At 69.9% G+C, this 18,717-nt stretch carries 19 protein-coding genes; 11 read left to right on the top strand and 8 right to left on the bottom strand.

The genetic code is table 11. From position 1 onward, the window contains the following. Window positions 1-6: 6 nt before the first annotated feature. The 4 genes from ABQE89_RS09370 (at window position 7) to glgX (ending at window position 4,505) form a co-directional block, all read left to right on the top strand. Window positions 7-402, top strand: coding sequence for a hypothetical protein (locus ABQE89_RS09370; protein WP_448416045.1), 396 nt, complete (start codon window positions 7-9; stop codon window positions 400-402). Beyond that, a complete protein-coding gene (locus ABQE89_RS09365) occupies window positions 399-1,685 on the top strand; it encodes a hypothetical protein (protein WP_448416044.1) in 1,287 nt (428 codons plus the stop codon). The genes ABQE89_RS09370 and ABQE89_RS09365 overlap by 4 nt, the downstream gene beginning before the upstream one ends. Window positions 1,686-1,711: 26 nt before the next feature. After that, complete coding sequence (locus ABQE89_RS09360) at window positions 1,712-2,263, top strand: isochorismatase family protein (protein ID WP_448416043.1); 552 nt, start codon at window positions 1,712-1,714, stop codon at window positions 2,261-2,263. A gap of 133 nt (window positions 2,264-2,396) precedes the next feature. Beyond that, a complete protein-coding gene (gene glgX / locus ABQE89_RS09355; RefSeq protein WP_448416164.1) occupies window positions 2,397-4,505 on the top strand; it encodes a glycogen debranching protein GlgX in 2,109 nt (702 codons plus the stop codon). A 4-nt stretch (window positions 4,506-4,509) separates the two neighbouring features. Here the strand turns inward: glgX and ABQE89_RS09350 are convergent, their stop codons facing one another. Next, on the bottom strand, window positions 4,510-4,794 hold the full coding sequence (locus ABQE89_RS09350) for a hypothetical protein (RefSeq protein WP_448416163.1): 285 nt from the start codon (window positions 4,792-4,794) through the stop codon (window positions 4,510-4,512). Between the two features lie 476 nt (window positions 4,795-5,270). On the opposite strand from ABQE89_RS09350, the gene ABQE89_RS09345 reads away from it, so the two are divergent. Further along, window positions 5,271-5,831 (top strand): TetR/AcrR family transcriptional regulator, encoded by a 561-nt coding sequence (locus tag ABQE89_RS09345; RefSeq protein ID WP_448416042.1) that lies wholly within the window; start codon window positions 5,271-5,273, stop codon window positions 5,829-5,831. An 8-nt stretch (window positions 5,832-5,839) separates the two neighbouring features. Here the strand turns inward: ABQE89_RS09345 and ABQE89_RS09340 are convergent, their stop codons facing one another. Together ABQE89_RS09340 and treS are read right to left on the bottom strand one after the other, a co-directional pair. After that, a complete protein-coding gene (locus ABQE89_RS09340; protein WP_448416041.1) occupies window positions 5,840-7,234 on the bottom strand; it encodes a maltokinase N-terminal cap-like domain-containing protein in 1,395 nt (464 codons plus the stop codon). Continuing rightward, window positions 7,231-9,048, bottom strand: coding sequence for a maltose alpha-D-glucosyltransferase (gene treS, locus ABQE89_RS09335; RefSeq protein WP_448416040.1), 1,818 nt, complete (start codon window positions 9,046-9,048; stop codon window positions 7,231-7,233). The genes ABQE89_RS09340 and treS overlap by 4 nt, the downstream gene beginning before the upstream one ends. A 189-nt stretch (window positions 9,049-9,237) precedes the next feature. On the opposite strand from treS, the gene ABQE89_RS09330 reads away from it, so the two are divergent. From ABQE89_RS09330 to ABQE89_RS09305, 6 genes are all read left to right on the top strand, one after another. Then, entirely contained in the window at window positions 9,238-9,627 is a 390-nt protein-coding gene (locus ABQE89_RS09330) for a hypothetical protein (RefSeq protein WP_448416162.1), read from the top strand. A 55-nt stretch (window positions 9,628-9,682) separates the two neighbouring features. Then, window positions 9,683-10,483 (top strand): HugZ family pyridoxamine 5'-phosphate oxidase, encoded by an 801-nt coding sequence (locus tag ABQE89_RS09325; RefSeq protein ID WP_448416039.1) that lies wholly within the window; start codon window positions 9,683-9,685, stop codon window positions 10,481-10,483. Between the two features lie 15 nt (window positions 10,484-10,498). Next, window positions 10,499-11,077, top strand: coding sequence for an orotate phosphoribosyltransferase (pyrE, locus tag ABQE89_RS09320; RefSeq protein WP_448416038.1), 579 nt, complete (start codon window positions 10,499-10,501; stop codon window positions 11,075-11,077). A 40-nt stretch (window positions 11,078-11,117) separates the two neighbouring features. Beyond that, window positions 11,118-11,681 (top strand): hypothetical protein, encoded by a 564-nt coding sequence (locus tag ABQE89_RS09315; protein WP_448416037.1) that lies wholly within the window; start codon window positions 11,118-11,120, stop codon window positions 11,679-11,681. Between the two features lie 22 nt (window positions 11,682-11,703). Continuing rightward, window positions 11,704-12,123 carry a TIGR03668 family PPOX class F420-dependent oxidoreductase gene (locus ABQE89_RS09310; protein WP_448416036.1) on the top strand — a complete coding sequence of 140 codons (420 nt, stop codon included), beginning with the start codon at window positions 11,704-11,706 and terminating at the stop codon, window positions 12,121-12,123. 97 nt (window positions 12,124-12,220) lie between these two features. Further along, window positions 12,221-14,362 (top strand): elongation factor G-like protein EF-G2, encoded by a 2,142-nt coding sequence (locus tag ABQE89_RS09305; RefSeq protein WP_448416035.1) that lies wholly within the window; start codon window positions 12,221-12,223, stop codon window positions 14,360-14,362. A gap of 55 nt (window positions 14,363-14,417) precedes the next feature. On the opposite strand, the gene ABQE89_RS09300 is transcribed toward ABQE89_RS09305, so the two are convergent. The 5 genes from ABQE89_RS09300 to ABQE89_RS09280 all read right to left on the bottom strand — a co-directional run bounded on the left by ABQE89_RS09300 (window position 14,418) and on the right by ABQE89_RS09280 (window position 18,671). Beyond that, window positions 14,418-15,122, bottom strand: coding sequence for a hypothetical protein (locus tag ABQE89_RS09300; RefSeq protein ID WP_448416034.1), 705 nt, complete (start codon window positions 15,120-15,122; stop codon window positions 14,418-14,420). Beyond that, complete coding sequence (locus ABQE89_RS09295) at window positions 15,119-16,315, bottom strand: zinc ribbon domain-containing protein (protein ID WP_448416033.1); 1,197 nt, start codon at window positions 16,313-16,315, stop codon at window positions 15,119-15,121. Before ABQE89_RS09295 ends, ABQE89_RS09300 begins: the two co-directional genes overlap by 4 nt. After that, complete coding sequence (locus ABQE89_RS09290; protein ID WP_448416032.1) at window positions 16,312-17,910, bottom strand: S53 family peptidase; 1,599 nt, start codon at window positions 17,908-17,910, stop codon at window positions 16,312-16,314. The genes ABQE89_RS09295 and ABQE89_RS09290 overlap by 4 nt, the downstream gene beginning before the upstream one ends. 37 nt (window positions 17,911-17,947) lie before the next feature. Continuing rightward, window positions 17,948-18,214: a hypothetical protein gene (locus ABQE89_RS09285; protein WP_448416031.1), complete on the bottom strand. Its 267-nt coding sequence runs from the start codon at window positions 18,212-18,214 to the stop codon at window positions 17,948-17,950. An 85-nt stretch (window positions 18,215-18,299) separates the two neighbouring features. Next, window positions 18,300-18,671 carry an STAS domain-containing protein gene (locus ABQE89_RS09280; protein WP_448416030.1) on the bottom strand — a complete coding sequence of 124 codons (372 nt, stop codon included), beginning with the start codon at window positions 18,669-18,671 and terminating at the stop codon, window positions 18,300-18,302. Between the last annotated feature and the right edge of the window lie 46 nt (window positions 18,672-18,717).

Below are 18,717 nucleotides of genomic sequence, written 5' to 3'. Positions count from 1 at the left end.
CTCGCCATGACCGCCGTCCTGAGCTCTGCGGCCCTGATCACCGCCGGCTGCGGCACCTCGTCGGACACCGAGTCGACCCCACAGAGCCCCGCAGCCTCGCAGCCATCGCAGATGCCCGCCCAGCAGGCACCCGCCGACCGATTGATGATCGACGTCACGATCGAGGCGGGCGAGGTGACCCCCACCAACGAGCGGCTGCAGGCGCGGGTCGACGAGCCCATCATCATTCGCGTCAACAGCGACGCCGCCGACGAGTTGCACGTGCACTCCAACCCTGAGCACACGTTCGCCATCGAGCCGAGGGCGGGCCAGATCTTCCAGTTCACCGTCGATGTGCCCGGCACCGTCGAGATCGAACTGCACGAACTGCAACGCACGATCGCCACCGTCGCGGTGCAGTGACCCCGGATCCGGCCGTCACCGTTCTGGCGCACGGCCTCGGCGGCTCCACGGATCTGCCGATTCCGTTCACCTATGCGCTGATCGGCGCGGCGTGGGCGTTGACGTTCACGTTCGCGGTGGTGGCGCTGGCGTGGCGGCGGCCGCGGTTCGACCCGGACAAGCCCGGCCGCGCGCTGCCGCTGTGGGTGACGCGCACCGTCGACGCGCCGCTGACCCGCTGGACGGTCGGCATCGCGGCGCTGGCGCTGACCGGGTGGGTGGCGTTGCAGGCCTTCTTCGGCCCGCAGGATGCGACCAATCCGCTGCCCGGGGTGTTCTACGTGCTGCTGTGGATCGGGCTGGTGGCCCTGTCGCTGGCGATCGGGCCGGTGTGGCGGGTGCTCTCCCCGGTGCGTACCGTGCACCGGTTGCTCGGCGGCCGGTCGGTGCGCGACGTGTACCCGGCGCGCCTGGGGTACTGGCCCGCGGTCGTGGGCCTGTTCGCGTTCGTATGGCTGGAGTTGGCCAGCCCCGACCCCGGATCGCTTGCCGCGATACGTAATTGGCTGCTGATCTACCTGGCCGTCACGCTCGCGGGCACGCTGTGGTGCGGTAGCCGCTGGCCGGCCCGCGCCGACCCGTTCGAGGTGTACAGCATGGTGGCGTCGCGACTGTCGGCGCTGCGCCGCAACCGCGACGGGCGCATCGCGATCGGAAACCCGTTCGACCATCTGCCGTCGCTTCCGGTGCGCTCCGGCACCGTCGCGATGCTGGCGGTGCTGCTGGGATCGACCGCTTACGACAGCTTCTCGGCGATGCCGTGGTGGCGGAACTTCGTCGACGCGCAGGCCGTCTCGGCCACGCTGATCCGCACCGCGGGTCTGCTGGTGTTCGTCGGTGTCGTCGCGGGCACCTTCTGGGCGGCGGCCAGGGCGACCGGCGGGGTGGACCGCTCGGCCCGGCGGGCGCTGCCAGGGCAGATGGCCCACTCGCTGATCCCGATCGTGATCGGCTATGTGATCGCCCACTATCTGACGTATCTGGTGGAGCGCGGACAACAGACCGTGATCGATTTGTTCCACCTCGACGCCGAGGTGAACTACGTGCTGTCGTCTCACCCGACGCTACTGGCGACCGTCAAGGTCGGCGCCGTGGTGGCCGGTCATGTCGCCGCGGTGATCGCCGCGCACGACCGCGCCCTGCGCCTGCTGCCCGCCGGGCATCAGGTGACCGGTCAGCTCGCGATGATGCTGGTGATGGTGGGCTACACGTTCACCGGGCTGTACCTGCTGTTCGGCGGGTAGGACCGCGGCCGCGCTACGGTCGAGGCATGCGGGCACTGATCATCGTCGACGTGCAGAACGACTTCTGCGAGGGCGGTTCGCTGGCCGTGACGGGCGGGGCCGACGTGGCCCGCGGGGTGAGCGAACTGCTGGCCGGCCGCCACGACTACGCGTACGTGGTGGCCACCAAGGACTTTCACATCGACCCCGGCGAGCACTTCTCCGACGCACCCGACTACCGGGCGTCCTGGCCGCGGCACTGCGTGGTCGGCACGCCCGGCGCGGAGTTTCACCCGCAGTTCGATCCGAGCGCGGTACAGGCCGTCTTCCACAAGGGCCACCACTCGGCGGCCTACAGCGGTTTCGAAGGCATCGACGAGGACGGCACCCCGCTGGCCGACTGGTTGCGTGAGCGCGGCGTCGACGCGGTGGACGTGGTCGGCATCGCCACCGACTACTGCGTGGCGGCCACCGCGTCCGACGCGGCGAAAGCGGGCTTTGCGACCCGGGTACTGCTCGACCTGACGGCCGGCGTCGCGCCGGAGTCGACGGCCGAGGCCGTGGACAACATGCGCGCCGCCGGCGTCCAGGTCGGCTAGGCCGTCAACCGGCGGCATCGGCGGTTGGTTGCGATCTGCCCGGTTTGGGCACTCCCCTAGTCGTCTCGTCAACCTTTAACTGGAGCGTGCCAACTTGACCCAAGCCGCCAACCCACCAACCGCCCCGCTGGAGATGTGGCCGGGCAAGGCCTACCCGCTGGGCGCCACCTATGACGGCTTCGGCACCAACTTCGCGCTGTTCAGCGAGGCGGCCGACATGGTGGAACTGTGCCTGTTCGACGCGGACGGCACCGAGACCCGGCTGCGGCTGCCCGAGGTCGACGGGTTCGTCTGGCACGGCTTCATCCCCAACATCGAGCCCGGCCAGCGCTACGGCTACCGCGTGCACGGGCCCTACGACCCGGCGGCCGGCCACCGGTGCAACCCGAACAAGTTGCTGCTCGACCCCTACGCCAAGGCCATCGACGGCAACTTCGACTGGAACCAGTCGCTGTTCGGGTACAACTTCGGCGACCCGGACAGTCGCAACGACGAGGACTCCGCCCCGGCGATGCCCAAGGCCACCGTCGTCAGCCCGTTCTTCGACTGGGGCGTCGACCGGCCGCCCGGCCACGAATACGCCGACACCGTCATCTACGAGGCCCACGTCAAGGGGCTGACCCAGACCCACCCCGACATCCCCGAGCAGATCCGCGGCACCTATGCCGCGGTGTCCCATCCGGCAATCATCGAGCACCTCAGCGCCCTGGGCGTCAACGCGTTGGAGTTGATGCCGGTGCACCACTTCGCCAACGACTCGACGCTGATCGACAAGGGGCTGACCAACTACTGGGGCTACAACACCATCGGTTTTCTCGCCCCCGACTCCAAGTACAGCTCCAGTCCCAACCCGGGCGGTCAGGTGCAGGAGTTCAAGGCCATGGTGCGCGCGCTGCACGAAGCCGACATCGAGGTGATCCTCGACGTGGTCTACAACCACACCGCCGAGGGCAACCACCTGGGGCCGACGCTGTCGTTCCGCGGCATCGACAACGCCGCCTACTACCGGCTCGTCGAGGACGACAAGCGCTACTACATGGACTACACCGGCACCGGCAACAGCCTCAACGTCGGACACCCGCACTCACTGCAACTGATCATGGATTCGTTGCGGTACTGGGTCACCGAGATGCACGTCGACGGGTTCCGGTTCGACCTCGCCTCGACGCTGGCCCGGGAGTTCTACGACGTCGACCGGTTGTCGACGTTCTTCGAACTCGTGCAACAGGATCCGACGGTCAGCCAGGTCAAGCTGATCGCCGAACCGTGGGACGTCGGCCCCGGCGGCTACCAGGTGGGTAACTTCCCGCCGCAGTGGACGGAGTGGAACGGCAAGTACCGCGACACGGTTCGCGACTACTGGCGCGGCGAGCCCGCCACCCTCGACGAGTTCGCCTACCGGTTGACCGGATCGGCCGACCTCTACGAGCACACCGGCAGGCGTCCGGTCGCCTCGATCAACTTCGTCACCGCTCACGACGGGTTCACGCTGCGAGACCTGGTGTCCTACAACGAGAAACACAACGAGGCCAACGGCGAGGACAACAACGACGGCGAGAGCCACAACCGGTCGTGGAACTGCGGGGCGGAAGGTCCGACCGACGACGAGGAGATCAACGCGCTGCGGGCCCGCCAGCAACGCAACTTCCTCACCACCCTGCTGCTGTCGCAGGGCGTGCCGATGATCAGTCACGGCGACGAACTGGGCCGCACCCAGCAGGGCAACAACAACGTCTACTGCCAGGACAACGAGCTGTCCTGGATCGACTGGGCCTCCGCCGACACCGACCTGATCGAGTTCACCCGGTCGGTGGCCGAACTACGCGCCGCCCATCCGGTGTTCCGCCGGCGGCGGTTCTTCTCCGGCCAGCCGGTGCGCCATCGCGGCACCGACGGTGTGCCCGACATCGAGTGGTTCGCCCCGAACGGGGCCGAGATGAGCGACGAAGACTGGGAGACCGGCTACGCCAAATCCGTCGGGGTGTACCTCAACGGTCAGGGCATCCCGCACCTGGATGTGCGCGGCCAGCGCATCGTCGACGACTCGTTCATGCTGTGCTTCAACGCCCACCACGAGCCGATCGAATTCGTCATGCCGCCAGGCAAATTCGGCCCGGCGTGGCTGCCCGTGATCGACACCGCGGAAGCGCCGGACGCCGAGCCCACCGAGGTCGCCGCCGGCGAGAAGGTGCAGGTGGCCGCCCGCGCGGTGGTGATCCTGCAGGCCGCAGGCGGCGAGTGAGCGGCTATTCGACCACCGGGAAGATCGAGTCGCCGTCCTCCGGCGCGCCGCTGATCTGTCCCTCGGTGCTGCCGTGCCGACCGGGGTCGACGGTCTCGACGGCCGCCGCGCCCTGATCGTCGGCCGGACGCGTCTCGGTCTCATCGGGTTCCTCGGCCGCCAACTTGTCCTCGAGCGTCTCGCCGTCGGGTTCCTCGGCGATCTGGTCGGCCGCGGTCCACGAGTCCGGCGGGTCGACGACGTCGTCGTCGTCGTCGTTGCGGACGTCGTCGGGATCCAGGGCCTCCATCGGGCGCAGGGTGTCGCCGGGCCCGCCGGTGTCGTTCGCCGAACCGGCGTCTTCATGGCTTTCGGGGTTCACGTCCCTCGGTTGCCCGCTCCGGCGCCGGCCTAACCGACTTGGGCGTGAAAACCTGCGCTCAGCACAGCAAACCACGCCGAAATCGCAAATTCGGCGCTGGGAACCGTTGCGCCGCAGCGTGCTTGCCGTTAAGTTGCACCTCCCGTACCAGGTCGTATGGTACGGTGCCGCGGTAGCAACCGTGGCCGCCGCGCCAGGGCACTCGTCTGTTGTGCCGCCGGCCGGGCGGGCCGGAGTAGATGCCGAAGAGCGGCGGCCTCTACCAGGCGGCCGCGGTTGCCAACATCGCTTCGACGTCTCGCGGAATCAGGCTCTGGGCAATCCGGAAATTGTTTGCCAACGCGCCGGCTACAGTTGCCGAAAATATTTTCGCCAGTGTCAGTAACTGCCGTATGCTGCCTACCATGACGCCGCCGAGCGGTTCCGGGCGCCAGTTGACCGCCGAAGATTGGATCGAGGCCGGCTTCACGTTGCTGGCCGACGGCGGACCGGACGCGCTCAAGATCGGTCGGCTGTGCGAAAAGCTCGACGTCACCAAGGGCAGTTTCTACTGGCACTTCACCGATATCGGCGAGTATCGGTCGGCGCTGGCGGCGGCGTGGGGCAGCCTGCACGACGAGCGCCGGCGGCGCTGCGAGGCGTTCGGGCACGCCGAACCCCGCACCCGCCTGGAGGTGCTGATGCAGACGCTGGTGCGGCCCGACTACTGGGCGCTCGAACGTGCGATGCGGGCGTGGGCGATGACCGACGACGGCGCACTGGCCAGTGTGCAGCGAAGCGACCAACGGGTGCTGTGCGCGGTCAGACAGGCCCTGCGTGACTACGGGTTCGACGACGACGAGGCCGACCTGCGCTCCGAGGTGCTGTTCGCCGCGGGCGTGGGCCTGCTGTACCGGTCCACCTCGGCCAAGGACGTGCCCGTCGTGATCCGCGAGCACGTGGTGGACTTCATCCTGCGCCCGTAGTGGCCGGGTTATCCCAAGATGCGCTCGATCGACTTCAGCGGTATCGGTAGCCAACTCGGCCGGTGCCTGGCCTCGTAGGCCGCCTCGTACACCGCCTTGTCCAGTTCGTAGGCGCTGAGCAGCTGCCCGGAGTCGCGGGGGTCGGCGCCGGACACCACCGCATAACCCTCGCAGAACGCCGCCGCGTTGCGCTCCACCCATTCCCTGGCCCTGGCCGCGAGCATCCGTTCGCGTTCGTCGACCCGCAGGTCGCTGGCCTGCTCGGTCAGCCGGTGGTAGGCGGCGTAGTCGTAGGACCGCAGCATCCCGGCCACATCACGCAGCGGCGAGTCGGGCCGTCGCCGATCGTCGAGTGGCTGCCCCGGCTCCCCCTCGAAGTCGATCAGCAGCCAACCCTCCGGGGTGCGCAGCACCTGGCCCAGGTGCAGATCGCCGTGCACTCGTTGCACGCTGACCGTCTCCTCGCCGAGTTTGCGGTAGCGCTCCTCGATCAGCGGGACGTGCTGCTGCAGTTGCGGTACCGCCGCGGCCGCCGACCAGAGCCGTTCGAGCATGGTGTCGACCGGGAACGCCACGCTCGAGGTCGGCAGGTGTTCGGCCAGCGCGGCGTGCACGGAGGCCACCGCCTCGCCCAGCCTGCTGGATTCGCCCGCGAAGTCCCCGCCCACCTCGTCGGCGTACAGGTCGCCCTCGGCGAACAGGTCGCGGGTGCTCGCGGTGGCCATGTCCCAGCCCTCCGCGGAGTTGGCCGCGAACTCGGTGACCATGCCCAGCGCGCACGGTTCGGCGCCCCCGTCTTCGGGACCCTCGACATCCCAGGTCGTCTCGAACGACCCCAACAGGCGGGCCACGTGCGGGTTGCCCGCCGCGGCCAGCACCCGGTTGAGTTCGATGTCGGGGTGGACGCCGGGTGTGATGCGACGAAACACCTTGAGAATGGCCGCTTCTTCGAACACCACGCTGGTGTTGCTCTGCTCGGCGGCCGACACCCGCGGCGCGGAGTCCAGCGGCAACTCGGCGCCGGGTTCCTTGACGAAGCGCACGGTGTGCCCGGGCGGGCCGACGGTCGCCGACGCGTCGATCAACGACAGCAGGAACGCGGCCGCGGCCGGGTCGTACAACGCGTCGTAGGCGGTGCGGTCGTCCTCGGCGCCGATGGTCGCGACGTTGACGTACTCGTCGATCAGGCCGGTGCCCGACGCCGGGTCCGTCGGCCCGGAGTTCCACTGCACCAGCACCTGATAACGCTCGGCGGGACCCTCGGTGTAGACGGCGTCCAGCAACACCAGGTCCAGGTGGTCGCGAAGCGCGACGACGACCGCGGGTTCGACGGCTGCCAGTTCGCGGCCGCGCCCGGCGTACCACCGCTGCTGCGGCAGCCACTCGGCGAACGGCAGGTTCATGACTCATCTCCAGGCTCGGCTTCCGGCGCCCGCAACTGGAACCAGTAGAACCCGTGGCCGGGCAGCGTCAGCAGATAGGGCAGTTGGCCGATGCGGGGAAACTCGACGTGGCCGGTCATCTCCACCGGCGTGTAGCCGTTCCAGTGTTGCAGGTTCAGTTCGATGGGCTGCGGAAACCGCGACAGATTGTTGACGCACAGCACGGTGTCGCCGTCCAGATCGCGCACATAGGTCAGCACCGACGGGTTCGAGCCGCCCAGTTCGCGGAACGTGCCGATCGCGAACGCGTCGTGGCGGCGCCGCACGGCCAGCATCGTGCGCGTCCAGTTCAGCAGCGACGTGGAGCTGTCGCGCTGCGCTTCGACGTTCACCGACTGGTAGCCGTAGATCGGATCCTGGTTGGGCGGCAGGTAGAGCCGGCCCGGGTTGGCGGTGGAGAACCCCGCGTTGCGGTCGGGGGTCCACTGCATCGGTGTGCGCACGCCGTCGCGGTCGCCGAGCCAGATGATGTCGCCCATGCCGATCTCGTCGCCGTAGTACAGCATCGGCGAGCCCGGCAGCGACAGCAGCAGCGCGGTGAACAGTTCGATCTGGTTGCGGTCGTTGTCCAGCAGTGGAGCCAGCCGGCGCCGGATGCCGACGTTGGCCTTCATCCGCGGATCCTTGGCGTATTCGGCGTACATGTAGTCACGCTCTTCGTCGGTGACCATCTCCAACGTCAACTCGTCGTGGTTGCGCAGGAAGATCGCCCACTGCGCCATCTCCGGGATCTCGGGGGTCTGGGCGAGGATTTCGCTGATCGGAAACCGCGACTCGCGCCGCACCGCCATGAAGATGCGCGGCATCAGCGGGAAGTGGAACGCCATGTGGCATTCGTCGCCGCCGGTGTTCGGGTCACCGAAGTACTCGACGACGTCGGCGGGCCACTGGTTGGCCTCGGCCAACAACACCCTGCCGGGATACTCGTCGTCGATCACCTTGCGGCAGTGCTTGAGGAACGCGTGGGTCTCGGGCAGGTTCTCGCAGTTGGTGCCCTCCCGCTCGAACAGGTAGGGCACCGCGTCGAGCCGGAACCCGTCGATGCCCAGATCCAGCCAGAACCGCAGCACGTCGAGCATCGCGTCCTGCACGGCCGGGTTGTCGTAGTTGAGATCCGGCTGGTGCGAGAAGAACCGGTGCCAGTAGAACTGCCTGCGCACCGGGTCGAACGTCCAGTTGGACTCCTCGGTGTCGACGAAGATGATCCGGGCGTCTGGATAGCGTTCGCTGGTGTCGCTCCACACGTAGAAGTCGCCGTACGGACCGTCGGGGTCACGGCGGGATTCCTGAAACCACGCGTGCTGGTCGGAGGTGTGGTTCATCACCAGGTCGGTGATGACGCGGATGCCCCGGCGGTGCGCGGCGTCCAACAACCCGACGAAGTCGTCGACGGTGCCGAACTCGGGCAGCACCCGGTAGAAGTCGCGGATGTCGTAGCCGCCGTCGCGCAGCGGCGAGTCGTAGAACGGCGGCAGCCAAAGACAGTCGACGCCAAGCCACTTGAGGTAGTCGAGTTGTTCGGTCAGCCCGGGCAGGTCACCGACCCCGTCGGCGTTCGAGTCGTAGAACGCGCGCACCAGCACCTCGTAGAAGACCGCGCGCTTGAACCAGGTCCGATCCTCGGGCAGCACCCGGGCCTGGCCGAAGTCCTCGGCGGTCGGGTGCTCGACGGTCCGGCCCTCGGGGCCCTCCTCGACGTGGCTGCCCTCGGACGGGTCGTGCACCATTTCCCCGGCGCCGTCCCCGATTTCGCTGCCACCACTTCGCTGATCCATACAGACTTCAAACCTACCCATGTCGGCCGGAATCGAACCGCCGGCGACTGGTTGAAACCGCAAGGAAGCTGCGTTACGGTTCGGTGTCTTTTTTCCGGCGATGCGCAACAGAATCGAGTGGCTGTGGCTGAGACCCCGAACGACGGCGAAGCTCAAGTCATTGTCGGCATGGCCGACGCGGCGACGCACATGTACGACGTCGCGATCGGGGCCCTTCCCGACCCGGCCGACCCCGAGTTCCCCGAACGCGCCGGAGTCATCCTCGCCGGGCTGCGCAAGCTGCTGACCTCGCTGACCGAGGCGGCCGGCCGCAGCCGCACCACCCCGTCGGTGATCGTCGCGCTGAGCGGTATCCGCAGGCGCTATGACGACCTGATGGAGACCGCGGGTGCGGGGCCCAACGCCACGCTCGGTCAGCGCCTCTACGTCTGCCGGACGCGGGCGAAGCTGTCGGCCAAGGAGGCCGGCAACGGGGTGGGTCTGCGCCGCGACCTCATCGAGGCCGTGGAGACGGGCGAGCCCGCCACCGAGGACGAGTCCGCGCGCATCAAGGATCTGATCGCCGCGCTCGGCGGCTGAGTCCGCGCCGTCGGGCCGCAACCGCGCACGTGCGGTGGCCTAGGATCGAGCCGACATGACGCTGCGAGACCATGGCGACCCCGGTGACGCCCCCTCGGTTCCCCCGCCGCTGACCGCGGTGTCCAATCCGGCCCGCCCGACCGCGGCCGAAGAAGCCCGCACGATCGGGGCGTCGACCAACGCGGGCACCCTCGCGACGCTGACCGTCGACGGCGATCCGTGGGCGTCGTTCGTCACCTACGGCCTTCTCGGCGGGGATCCGGTGCTGTGCGTGTCGAACCTGGCCGAACACGGCCGCAACCTGGCCAACGATCCGCGGGCCAGCATCGCGATCGTCGGGCCGGACTCCGACGCCGATCCGCTGGCCGGCGGCCGCGTCACGCTGGCGGGTGTGGTGGAAGCTCCGCAGGGCGCGGAGTCGGCGGCCGCGCGCGAGGCGCATCTGTCGGCCGTCGCCTCGGCGAAGTACTACATCGACTACAGCGACTTCACGTTGTGGGTGCTGCGGGTCCGGCGGGTGCGCTGGGTCGGCGGCTACGGGCGGATGGACTCGGCCACCGGCGAGGCCTACGCCGCGGCCGAACCCGATCCGGTGCAGCCGGGGGCGGCGGGCGCGATCGCCCACCTCAACGCCGACCACGCCGACTCGCTGCTGGCGATGGCCAAGACCCTCGGCGGCTACCCCGACACCACCGCGGCGGTGTGCACCGGCGCCGACCGGTACGGCCTGGACCTGCGGGTGACCACCGAGCGCGGGATCGCCTACACCCGGGTCGGCTACGCCACGCCGATCGGTTCGTTCGACGAATTGCGTTCGGCGACCGTGGAGTTGGCCCGCCGGGCGCGGCAGGGCTGAAATACCATCATCGACATGTCTGCACCGTCGGGGCGCCCGGCCACCTGGCAGGCGGCGTTCGACCTGATCCGCACCCGCGGTCACGAACGTCGCGACGAGCCGTTCAAACTGGCCAGCGGCCAGCTGTCCCACGATTACATCGACGGCAAGTACGCCATCGACACCGGCGAGCGGCTGACCGTCGTCAGCCGCGCCGTCGCCGACCTGGCCGCCATGAACGGTATCGAGTTCGACGCCGTCGGCGGGCTGACGATGGGCGCCGACCCGCTGGCCCATGGCGTGGCGATGGTCACCGGCAAGGCCTGGTTCTCGGTCCGCAAGGAGCAGAAGCAGCGCGGCCGCGAGCAGTGGATCGAGGGCACCCGCCTGCAGCCCGGCACCCGGGTGATGCTCGTCGACGACGTGATCAGCACCGGCGGTTCGACCGAGATCGCCTTCGACCGGGTGACCGCGGTCGGCGCGGTGGTCACCGGGGTGATCCCGATGGTCGACCGCGGAGATGCGGCCGCCAAGCGATTCGCGGCGCGCGACGTGCCGTTCGTCGCCCTGGTGACCTATCGCGACCTGGGGATCGACCCGGTTCTTGACGTCTGAGCCGGCCATCGCGGGCGTTGCGGGGCGTTAGCATCTCCGTGTGGCTGACCGCGAAGCCCCGGGGGACTTCGACTATCTGCCCGGCACCGAGGCCGACGGGGCACCGGCGCCGTCATCGCCGACCTTCGACGCGTTCGATCCGCACACCTGGTATTTCGAACCCGCGCCGCCGCCCTGGTACCGCACCAAGCCGGCGATGACGGCGCTGACCGCCACCGCGGTGGCCGCGGCCGCGATCGTGGTGTCCGGGGTGCTGCTGGTGCTGCGCGGCCCGGCGGGCACGGTCGACGAGTCGGTGCCCGACAGCACCGCCGCGCCGACCACGATCGCGTCGAGCGCCCGCGCGACCGATCCCGAACCGCCCCCGCCGGCGCCCGCCGCCCCCGCCGAGGCCCCACCGCCCGCACCGCCCGCCGAGGAGTCGGCCGAGGCCCCGGTCGACGCTCCCGCCGAGACCCTGGCGCCCGCGCCCGCGCAGACGGTCCGGCGAAGCGCCCCGACGAGGACCACCAAGGAACCGGAGATCGGGGTGACCCGCACGCCGGTGACCCGCTCGCCGATCAGCGTCGCACCGCAACTGCCCGGCGGCGCGCCCGGGCGCTGAGGCGCGGGGTGATACTGGCGCCATGGCCGAATTCGACGCCGCGGCCGCGTTCGCCGAATCGCCGGTCGCGATGCTGGCCACGGTCTCCTCCGACGGCGCGCCGCACGTGGTGCCGGTGGTATTCGCCGTGCACCGCCACGGTGACGACGCCACCGTGTACACCGCCGTCGACGCCAAGCGAAAGTCGACCCGGCGGCTGCGCAGGCTGGCCAACATCGAGGCCAACCCGCGAGTGAGCCTGCTCGTCGACCACTACGACGACGACTGGTCGCGGCTGTGGTGGGTGCGCGCCGACGGCGAGGCCGCGGTCCACTACAGCGGCGAGGACGTCGCCAACGGTTATGCGCTGCTGCGCCGCAAATACGTTCAGTATCAGCGGATCGCGCTGGACGGGCCGGTGATCACCGTCGCCGTCGCCCGCTGGTCGTCCTGGCGGGCCTGACCCGGGCGGGGCGGGCCAAACTCGTCGAATCGCTTGTGCTCTGAGTCACATCGGAGAAAGGTGGATGCAGGCGGAAGTCGAGTGTCGGAGGCACGTCATGGCGGACAGGACGACAACTTCTCAGGCCGGAGCCGCTCCCACCGCGGACAGTCCGGCCGCCATCCGCAACGTGGTCCTGGTGGGCCCGTCGGGTGGCGGCAAGACCACGCTCGTCGAGGCGCTGCTGGTGGCCGCAGGCGTGCTGAACCGGCCGGGCTCGGTCACCGACGGCACCACGGTGTGCGACAGCGACGACGCCGAGGTCAGCCAGCAGCGCTCGGTCGGGTTGGCGCTGGCGTCGCTCTCGCACGACGGGGTCAAGGTCAACCTCATCGACACCCCCGGCTACGTGGACTTCGTCGGTGAGTTGCGCGCCGGGTTGCGCGCGGCGGACTGCGCGCTGTTCGTGGTCGCGGCCAACGAAGACATCGACGAGCCGACGAAGGCGCTGTGGCTGGAGTGCAGCCAGGTCGGCATGCCGCGCGCGGTGGTGATCACCAAACTCGACCACGCCCGCGCCAACTACGACAATGCGCTGTCCCGCGCGCAGCAGGTGTTCGGCGACAAGGTGCTGCCGCTCTACCTGCCCGCCGACGCACCCTGCACCGGGCTGATCGGGCTGCTGTCGCAGACCCACTACGAGTACGCCGACGGGAAACGCACCGCCACCCACGAGCCTGCCGACGCCTACGCCGACGCGATCGAGCAGATGCGCGGCAGCCTCATCGAGGGCATCATCGAGGAGTCCGAGGACGAGACGCTGATGGAGCGTTATCTCGGCGGCGAGCAGATCGACCAGGGCGTGCTCATCGACGATCTGGAGAAGGCCGTCGCACGCGCGTCGTTCTTCCCGGCCATCCCGGCGTGCAGCAGCACCGGCGTCGGCACCATGGAACTGCTGGAGATCATCACCAGCGCCTTCCCCTCCCCGCCCGAACACCAACTGCCCGAGGTGTTCACGCCGCAGGGCAAGCCCCGCGACGCCGTGGCGTGCGAGCCGAAGGGCCCGCTGCTGGCCGAGGTCGTCAAGACCACATCGGACCCCTACCTCGGGCGGGTCAGCCTGGTGCGGGTGTTCTCCGGGACCATCCGGCCCGACGCCACCGTGCACGTCTCGGGCCACTTCAACTCGTTCTTCGGCGCCAACGGCGGATCGGCCGGCCACCAGGACCACGACGAGGACGAACGCATCGGCGCGCTGTCGTTCCCGCTGGGCAAGCAGCAGCGCCCGGCGCCCGCTGTGGTCGCCGGTGACATCTGCGCGATCGGCAGGCTCACCCGCGCCGAGACCGGAGACACCTTGTCGGACAAGGCCGACCCGCTGGTGCTCAAACCATGGGGCATGCCCGAACCGCTGCTGCCGGTGGCGGTGGAACCGCGCGCCAAGACCGACGAGGACAAGCTGTCGGTCGGGTTGCAGCGGTTGGCCGCCGAGGACCCGACGCTGCGCATCGAGCAGAACCCCGAAACCCATCAGATCGTGCTGTGGACGATGGGTGAGGCCCACGCGTCGGTGGTGCTCGACGCACTGTCCCGGCGTTACGGCGTGGCCGTGGACACCGTCGAACTACGCGTACCGCTGCGAGAAACGTTCGGCGGCAAGGCCAAAGGCCACGGCCGGCACGTCAAACAGTCCGGTGGCCACGGCCAGTACGCGGTGTGCGACATCGAGGTCGAACCGCTGCCGGAGGGCTCCGGCTTCGAGTTCGTCGACAAGGTGGTCGGCGGCGCGGTGCCACGCCAGTTCATCCCCAGCGTGGAGAAGGGGGTGCGCGCGCAGATGGAGAAGGGCGTCGGACCGGGCTATCCGGTCGTCGACATCAGGGTCACGCTGTTCGACGGCAAGGCGCACAGTGTCGACTCGTCGGATTTCGCGTTCCAGATGGCCGGCGCGCTGGCGCTGCGCGAGGCGGCCGCGGCGACCAGGATCAACCTGCTCGAACCGGTCGACGAGGTCGCGGTGGTGATCCCCGACGACTTCGTCGGCGCGGTGATGAGCGATCTGGCGGGCAGGCGCGGCCGGGTGCTCGGCACCGACAAGGTCGGCGAGGACCGCACCGTCGTCAAGGCCGAGATCCCTCAGGTCGAACTGGCCCGGTATGCCATCGATCTGCGCTCGATCGCCCACGGCGCTGGATCGTTCACCCGCTCGTTCGCCCGCTACGACCCGATGCCCGAACACGCCGCGGCCAAGATCTGATCCGGTTTGTGTGCGTTCAGGAGCGCTCAACGCAACAAAACGCACACAAATCGCTTCACCGAGGCGGGTCACCGCGCCAACTGAAGCTGTTGACGTACTTGCCCATGTCCAAAGCGATCTGGGTGTTGGCGCCCGACGGCTTGCCGAACCCGAAGTCCGGACCGTACTCACGGTAGGGGCCCGTCGCGGCGGCCACCAACGCCAACCCGTCCTTGACCGCGACCATCACCAGCACCCGCATCCGCAGATAGCTGCTGTTGGACCCCTGGGGCCAGCAGTCGACGACCTCCCCGTAGCCCGGCTGATAGCCGACCATCGCATTGGGCAACTCGTAGGCGACCCGGCTGTCCGGAAACGTCTTGGCCACCAACTCTTTTGCGATCTGCTCGGCGGATCTTCCGACTGCGGGCTCACCGAACAGCCGCAGGGTACCGCCGTCACCGGCCTGGAACTCCGCGGTGACGCCGGTGTCGGTGGTGGTGACCCGGTAGGCCGAACCCGGCGCGGGATAGGACACCGAGAACGTCCCGTCGGCGGCGCCGAACCGCGGATTGACCGTGACGGGTGTGCCGGTGGGCGGCCGTCCGCAATCCGGCGGGCACACATACCGCGCGGGCGGCTTGCTGATCATCGCCGACAGGCCGACCAGCGCCACGGCCACCACGGCCACCGCCACCGCCAACGTCGCCACCAGCCACACCCGTGAGGTGCGCCGCGGCGCCGCGGCGGCCGTGTAACCGGGAAAGAAGTTCGTCGTCATGGCTCCTCGGGCGCACCGCGTGCGGGGCGCGACTCGCGGCGCGACCGGCGCGACGACCGCGACGACGCCCTGGTGGCCACCCCACACGCCGGGCAGAACGCCATGTCGGGCACCACGTGTCCGCAGTGCGGGCACAGCAGCGGTTCGTCGGACCGGATCTCGTCGTGCGCCTCGTGCAGCAGCGCCAGGTGCAAGCCCACCCGCAGCGCCACCAGTGCCACCGCGGCCAACACCAGATAGCACCCCAGCATCAGCCACTGCGGAAGCCGGGCGACGTCGATCAGGCCCAGGGCCAGATACACCACCAGCACCGCGGCCGCGAACCCGACCAGCACCAACCGCACCACGCCCGGATGCTGATGCTGTTTGCTCGGCGGCCGCTGAAACCACAGCGCCGCACCGACCAGACCGCCGGCGGCCGCGGCGATCAGCGGCACCGCCACCCCGCGGATGCCCGCCTCGACCAGCAAGCTGGCCATCGGGCGCCTGCTGATCACGCCGGTGCCGAACTGCGGCGCCAGCCGCGTCAGGGTGGCCGCGGCGGTGAATGTCAGCGCCCCGAGCGCGCCGATCATGAAGCCGTCCAACGCTTCTCGGCTGGGCGGCCGCACCAGCCGGACGATCACCGCGGGGGCCAGCATCAGCAGCACCCCACCGAGTGGGACGCCGATCCCGTCGCGAAGCAGACGCGCGCCGGCCAACCCGCCGGCCAGCGCGACGCCATAGGCGTGGGCCACCATCGCTCCGGTCAGCAGCGCCCAGCCCGCCCCGAAGACCGCCCCCAGGCCCACCGTGGCCGCCAGGGTGCCGACGGGGAAGTCGCGGAAGGCATCCGACTCACGCAGATACAACACATAGAGCAGCGGCAGCCCCAGCGCGGCGACGGTGATCAGCGCGGCGGGCAGGCGCAGCAGGGTGAACGCGATCAGCGCCGCGAGCAGGACCAGCAGCCCCAGCCGGAACGCGGTGCGCGAGTGCTGGGGCAGGTGCGGAAACAGCGAACTGGCCAGCGCCGGCTGCAGCAGATGTTCGTGGGGTGCGGCGCCGAAGTCGCGCATGCGCAGCCAGTCCGGTCCCTCGGCGCGGCGCGGGGTGAGGTGGCATCCGCACAGCCCGCAGTACTCGCCCGCGGGGACGTCGGTCTGGCAGACCCGGCACACCGCGGTCGGGACGGCCTCCTCGGCTCCGGTCATGCGTCGGCCTCCTGCAGGATCAGCAGATTGCGCACCAGATTGTCGACGCGTGGCGTGCCCAGCCCGGTGACCAGGTCATAGCCCGGCCCGGCGGTGGCCACCGCGTTGGCGCCCAGCGTCACGTCACGAAACGCGGGCAGCGGGGCGCCCGCCGCGATGCGGTACAGCATCGGGTTGAGGTCGCCGATCAGCCGTCCGCCGTTGGCCACCAGGTACTGGTTCATCACCGCGGCCAGCCCGGCCCAGATCGGCGCCGACTGTGAGGTGCCGCCGCCGACCAGGTGCTGGCCCTTGAACACGATGCGCACCCCGGTGAACGGGTCGGCCACCGCGGCGACGTCGGGGGTCAGCCTGCGGTCGGCGTCGCGGTCGGGCAGCACCGCGCGCTGCCAGTCCGGGCGGTCGAACAGCGCGGACACCCCGCCGCCGGTGCCCACCGACAGCGGTACGTCGAACCAGGCCTGCTCGGCCAGCCACCGGCCGTCGCCGTCGGTGGACAGGGTGGTGCCACCGACGTCGGTGATCTCGGGCAGCGACGCGACCGAGTCGAGCCCGACGTCGGCCTCGCCGGGCGGCGACGACCAGGCGTCGCCGCCTTTGCATTCCAGGCCGGCGAGGTCGCCGCTGGCGTTGAACGCCGACGTGCCGCGGGCCTGCGCGGCGGCCAGCGCGGACCGCACCGGCGCGAGGTCGGCGGCGGTGATCATCTTGTCGCAGCCCCAGCCGATCGAGAAGCTCCAGACCGCACCGGGGAACCGCCGGTCGGCCTCCTCGAACATCTCACCGATCTTCTCGTAGGCCCCGTCGCCCCGCACGGTGCGCTGCGCGCTGAACACCACCTTGCGGGCATCGGGCGCCACGGCGTGGGCCACCTGCAGATCCATCGCGGTCTCACCGCGCGGGTCGTCGAGTTCGCCGCCGACCACCTCCGGGGTCAACGGCGGCAACCCGTAGGTGGCAGTGAAAGTGTCGAGGTCGGCCTGGTCGAAGCCGTCGAACGCGAAGAAAACGATCGTGCTGCCCCTGCCGGTGTAGCCATCGGCCGCCAACCCGTCGGCGTCATAGGTGGTCAGCAGCGCGGCGGGGGCCAGGCCCTTGTCCGGGACGTCGAGCGGAACAACCGGGCCGGACATGTGGTGCGGCGTGTAGCCCAGGATGCGGCCGAGTTCGGCGACCTCGCCGCGCAGCGCCTCGGGCACCGCGGGCTGCTGCGGGGAGGCGTAGAACACCCGGCCGGCCGCCTGACCGCGGCTGCCGAGGTAGTCGCGGATCTCGACGCCGACCGCCGCGGCCAAATTCGTCGCGGGACCCTCGACGACGGCCCACGCCCGCCCCGGCCACCACCGCACCGACAGGCCGTGGATCGCGGCCCAGTCGAACACCGCGCCGGGACGGTCGGCGGCGGTGAGCGCGAGGGTCAGTTGCGCGCCGCCGTCGCGCGACGGCCCCAGGTCGGTCGCGGCGGCCAGCAGATGGGAGTACGGACCGGCGATGGTCTGGGCACCGGCGCGCGACGGCGTCGGCCCCAGGTCGCAGACGAGTACCAGGGCGCACGCGGCGATCAGCGCCGGCACCCCGAGTCGGCGCGCGCCCACGGTCGCCAGCGTCCGGATGTCCGAGTCGGACCTGCGGTCAGTGGTCCCCGGGGATTGCCGTCGGCGCGGGCGGGGCGAACACCGTCGGCGAGAACGGATTGGGCCCGGGATCGATGCGCGGCGCCTTCTCCGTGGGCGCGGCGGGCGGCGGCGCCGTGGTGGTCGTGGTCGTGGTGGTGGTTTCGGTGGTCTCGCCCGGCGCCTCCTCCTGCTGGCCGCAGGACGCGGTGAGCGCGACCATCGCGATGACAGCGGCGCCGCCGGCGACCGCCGCGGCACGCCTGCTCCAAAGACCTGACCTCATGACGAGTCCTCACGTTCGGTGATCAGCTGCAAACAAGATCGTCCGGCGATCGAACTCTATTCCAATGTCGCGGCCATCGCAGCGCTCAATTCTGCGGCGGGGAACCCCCATTCTCCGCCGCGATCGCGTCGGAGATCGTCGGGTAGAGCGAAAGCACCTGGTCCAGACCGGTCAGCTGGATCGGCCGAGACGTCGACGGCCCGTCGGCCACCACCGCGAACCGCGCCGACCTGCCGATCCGTTCGTGCGCCGCGACCAGGGCCTGTAGCCCCGCCGAGGCCAGAAAGTCCACGTCGGACAGGTCGACGATCAGCACCGCCGGACCGCGCGCCTCCGCATCGGCGAGGGCACCCTCCAAGGCCGGGATGGTGGCCAGGTCGATGTCGCCGCCGACCGCGACCACGGCGATCTCATCTCGGTGCGACACCGAGGTGGTGATCGGATCTCTACCTGGCAACGGGAATCCTTCGGTCGGGCCGCCCCCATCGCGACGGCAGTGGCCA

This window comes from Mycolicibacterium sp. XJ1819 (assembly GCF_053483675.1).
The sequence above is the reverse complement of the archived record's forward strand: the minus strand, read 5'-3'. Positions and strand labels throughout refer to the sequence as shown.